The following is a 4,023-nucleotide window of genomic DNA, read 5'->3' on the forward strand; positions in this document are numbered from 1 at the left end:
TGCATGGGCGGCTAAAGGGTGCAATCCCTGAATAAAAAGGGATTGCTCTTTTGCTTATTGAAGTAATGGGGGCGTTACTTTAAGAACCAGCTGCCAATTCAGGTGGCTTTTTTATTCAACTAAAGGAGCAGGATAGTTGATGAAAAAATGGTAATATGAAGATATAAGGAGGTTATTTTATGGTAATTCAATCAAATATGACTTCAAAAGCTATAACTGAAGTATGGGTAGATACAGTACAGGTTTTTCAAAAATACAATGTTCTAATTACAAATAAAGCAATAAAAGAATTAGTTACAGACAACTCTCTACAAGTATTATTAACTGAATTAAATAATGCAGTAGGTAGTTCCACTGCAACTTGCATCGAAGGCGGCTGACAAATGCCATCTAAAAGGGAGTAGGTTACTCCTTTGATACAATTTCTATCAAGTGAAAGGCTACCGTTACTTTAATAAAGAATTTAATCATCGGAGGTATTTATGGGTTATTGTGAAGATATGAGAGAAATGATTGGGAATACACCACTAATATTTGTACGCCCGAGTGTAGCTATCATTAATAATCAAGGAGAAATTTTACTGAGCCGAAATGTAGGTGGAACTTGGACTATTCCAGGTGGAGTTTTACAAATTAACGAGTCAGTTGAAGAATGTATTAAAAGAATTGTCTTGGAAGAAATAGGATTAAAAGTAACGATGTTAAAATTGTTTGGTGTCTATTCTGGTAAGGAATTAATCAATCGAGTCGAGGAAAGTGGCGATGAATACCATCCAGTTGCAATTGGTTATTTGTGTACCGAGTATGAAGGAGAAATAACACCTGATAGCAATCAAGGAATAGAAGTACAATTTTTTGGATTAAATCAATTACCCGAAGAAATAGACCCTTTTATTAAAAACAAGTTAATTGGGTTAAAAGGTCAACTTGAAAAAAAGTCCTCTTATTAAGCTCACCGGGCGTTAGTTTAACAAGAAAGGTACATATGATCTTCCACAATTGGGCGCTTTTTTCTAGTAACATTTCCTGATTTAATGATCGCTGCTCACAAAGCAGTACTTGAAAATGCAGACGAAGATTTGTTTCGTCCAACTCATGAATCATATAAGTAATATAAATCTAAAAGTTTTACTAAAATGTGTGGTTCTGTTCAACAATCGGGCGCATTTCTAGACCAAGAAATGTGCCTTTCTTAATGAATCGGGCCAAATTATAGAATAGTGAAGGGAACCAACCAAGGAAGGATGAGATAAATGACTTTACTATTAAAAAATACGGATATAAAAGGCCTACTCTCCCCACAGGAACTAATTCCTGAATTAAAAGACGGATTTGAAAAGTACTCCATAATGAGAAACATTGATGGACAACGTGCAAATTCACCACTCCCGAACGATTATTCAAGTTCAATGATTATTTTTCCTGGTTTGTTAAACGAAATACCCGCATATACCGTGAAGGTTCACGCTAAGTTTCAAAATCAATCACCATCTATTAAAGGAGTAATTCATCTTCATGATTTAAATAATGGTGATTTGCTTTCAATTATGGATTCACCTTATTTAACAGCTGTTCGAACCGGTCTCTCTGGAGCACTTGGTACACATATACTTTCACATTCGAATGCTAGTAGAGTTACAATCATCGGTTGTGGAGTCCAAGGAGAGTTACAATTAAGATCATTAACATATTTTCGTAGCATCTCAAAGGTGTATGCTTTTGATCTAATTCCGGAAAAGGCCCGTTTGTTCGCCGATAAAATGAGAACGGAACTAAATATCCCTGTGTTTGCTTCTGAAAGTTTAGAAGAAGTTACTAAACAAGCAGAGATTATTATTTCTGCAACTTGGTCTGAAGAACCTTTTCTTTTTCCTAAAATGATACAGCCGGGTACACATATAACTACCCTGGGGGCAGATCAACCTGGAAAATGTGAGATCAGCGCCGAACTTATCCAACAATCGGTTTTTATTTGTGATGACATTGATCTTTCTGAAAAAATGGGTGCTATTGGTGGAGCTGGTCTGACAAGAAAGGATGTAGATCCCTATGAACTAGGAGAAGTTCTTGCCGGATATCGATCTGGACGCACTAGTCCAGAGGAAATAACGGTGTTTGGTTCCGTTGGTTTGGCATTTCAAGATCTTGTTGTTGCTTGGAATGTATACCAAAAGGCAATTGAAAAAGGAATAGGAGAAAGCTTTGATTTTAACTTGTAGAAAGTTTGGATTTATTTTTGTTTGGTTTTATTATTCAACAAAACCAGCTAATAGTTGTCAACATTTTTCAATAAAAAAATGAAAAATTAGATGATATACTAAAAATGAGCATGCAAAATAACCTTCCTGATTTTCATTATTGGAAGGTTTTGTTTTATGTTGTTAAATATAGTTTTTAAGCCAACTCTTGGAAAGTGGTTTTGTTCTTTAAAAGTGCATAAATCAAGTGTAAAAGCTTATTAACACAAGCAATTATCGCTACTCTATAGGGTTTACCTTCATCGCGTTTTTTATCGTAAAACTCTCTTAATTTTTTGTTTCGAGGTATAACGGTATCGCTCGTCTTTTGTTTACGGGCATCTCGAATTCCACAGTACACAGCCATATATAATGCTTGCCTTAACCTTCTAGATCCTCTTTTCGTTATGCGATTGTTGGTCGCTGTAAACCTTCCAGAAGAGTAAACACTAGGATCTATTCCTGCAAAGGCAACTAACTTTTTAGGGTGATTAAACCGATCTATTTCTCCAACTTCGGAAATGATTGTTGCCGCAATCTTTTCTCCGATACCAGGGATAGACTGGATAATCTTATATTCTTCAATTTCTTTAGCGAGGGCATCTATTTCAGTTTCTAGTTGTGATAGATGCTCTTGATATTGAAGAACGATGGTAATTAACATCTTTAGGTTAAAAATATGGCTTTCATACAATTTGTTTTGAAATGGATTTCGTAGTGCAGCCTCAATAAGTTTTTGTGCTTTTTCTTTTGCCCACTTTTCTGAACGTCTGGTACATAACGATACAATCTTGTCAGTTAATACGGATTCGGTAGTATTTAGTACATGTTCAGAAGTAGGAAATAAGGAAAGAGTCTGTAAAGAGACTTTTGAATATAAATTACCAAAGACACCTCTATATTCAGGAAATACTTGATCTAGCACTGTTAGAAGCTGTACCTTGGTTTGTGTAGAGATACCTGATATTGTCTCTTGGTGCCTTGTAAGATTACGAAGGTTTAAGAGTTGAATACCTCTTTTCTTATACGGCTCAATTTCTTCTTTGTAGTACAGTTCGCAAAGAAGATAGGCATCGACAGCGTCTGTTTTTACCTTTCTTAAACTTGCGCTCCTTGCTCGATGAGAGATAAGGGGATTCACAATAATATAAACATATTGCTGTTCCTCCAAAAATTGAATAACAGGAGAGTGGTAATGTCCTGTTGATTCTAAGATAACCGAAGGTTGCTTACCATCAGCTACTCTTTCAATCTCTTTTAAGAATCCTAATAAATTCTCAAAGCCCTCAACTGTATGCTTTACACTAAAACTTTTACGAAAAGGTTGACCCTTATCCAAGAATGCTTGTACCTGACTTTCCCCTTTAGAAACATCCAGACCTACTACTGGATTCATCATCATCTCCTCCTTAGAAATTAAGATTAGTCGGTTGTCCCTAGAGCTGCTTGTACTATCATAGGTTCGCTTGTTAAACGGGATCATTGTCCCAACCAGCCTGAAACATGCTTAAAAAAGTAGGGAGTGAACAGTTTTGTGGACGGGATCAAGTCCCACGGACGCTACGTTCTACTCCGACTACCGCTATAATAAAACCAAATAAAAAAAGTTCAACCAGTAAAAACTGGCTAAACTTATATTACGAACGGGCGCTTTTCTGAAATAAGGAAAGCGTCTTTCTTCATGAAAAGGGCCAGATTGTTGAATAACACCTAGATATCTAGGTGAAAGTTTAGGCGAGATTGTGAAACTCTTGTACTTAAAGTAAGGAAGCAGTTGTGCGGCCGA

5 protein-coding genes are annotated in these 4,023 nt (G+C 36.2%); 3 read left to right on the forward strand and 2 right to left on the reverse strand.

Translation table 11 applies throughout. The features are described from left to right. The first annotated feature begins 179 nt into the window (after window positions 1–179). From V7122_RS25535 to V7122_RS25545, 3 genes are all read left to right on the forward strand, one after another. A complete protein-coding gene (locus V7122_RS25535) occupies window positions 180–380 on the forward strand; it encodes a hypothetical protein (RefSeq protein ID WP_335530118.1) in 201 nt (66 codons plus the stop codon). 102 nt (window positions 381–482) lie between these two features. Beyond that, the gene (locus V7122_RS25540; RefSeq protein ID WP_335530122.1) at window positions 483–950 is read left to right on the forward strand and encodes an NUDIX domain-containing protein; all 468 of its coding nucleotides are present in this window, start codon (window positions 483–485) and stop codon (window positions 948–950) included. 303 nt (window positions 951–1,253) lie between these two features. Beyond that, a complete protein-coding gene (locus V7122_RS25545; protein ID WP_335490319.1) occupies window positions 1,254–2,219 on the forward strand; it encodes an ornithine cyclodeaminase family protein in 966 nt (321 codons plus the stop codon). 175 nt (window positions 2,220–2,394) lie between these two features. Here V7122_RS25545 and V7122_RS25550 read toward each other — a convergent pair whose 3' ends face one another. Continuing rightward, complete coding sequence (locus V7122_RS25550; RefSeq protein WP_335530125.1) at window positions 2,395–3,633, reverse strand: IS110 family transposase; 1,239 nt, start codon at window positions 3,631–3,633, stop codon at window positions 2,395–2,397. Between the two features lie 186 nt (window positions 3,634–3,819). Next, window positions 3,820–4,023, reverse strand: a 204-nt coding sequence (locus V7122_RS25555) for a hypothetical protein (RefSeq protein WP_335530127.1), incomplete at its 5' end; no start/stop codon positions are given.

Origin of the sequence: Bacillus sp. JJ1532, assembly GCF_036965085.1 — a bacterium.
GTDB lineage: Bacteria > Bacillota > Bacilli > Bacillales > Cytobacillaceae > Cytobacillus.